The sequence below is a fragment of the Bacillus sp. HY001 genome, from assembly GCF_007558965.1.
In the GTDB taxonomy this organism is placed as follows: Bacteria; Bacillota; Bacilli; order Bacillales; family Bacillaceae_G; genus Bacillus_A; species Bacillus_A mobilis.
The window spans coordinates 1-343 of record NZ_VLTE01000409.1 but is presented as its reverse complement, the minus strand read 5'-3'; the positions used below and the strand labels follow the sequence as shown (position 1 = coordinate 343).

The following is a 343-nucleotide window of genomic DNA, read 5'->3' as shown; positions in this document are numbered from 1 at the left end:
CTAATAGATTCGTAAACTTTTGCTACATCTTCATCTAGCTTGTTTTCTTCGATATGATTAAGCGTTTCTTCAATTGGAACCGTGTTGATTTCTACATGAGTTTCTTCTGGCTCTGTTATTGTAACGGGAATTGAAGTAGATTCTATAATTGTTTCTGCAGTTCCTATCATAGTATTGGGAATTCCAACAGGTGGGAATTCTTCTAACAGTGGCTCCGTTTCGTCAGGAACCGCGGAATGAATAAGGGAATCTTTATTCCAATCTTGCTCTAACATAGTAATAGATAATTCTTTGTTTAGTTCTGCTACCTCCATGTTTATTTCATAGCATTCTTCCATAGGAG

Annotated in this window: 1 pseudogene; it reads right to left on the bottom strand. The window is 36.4% G+C overall.

Annotated features, from left to right (window positions below):
- A pseudogene (locus FOT98_RS32010) lies at positions 1-343 on the bottom strand (DNA translocase FtsK); the annotation flags it as partial.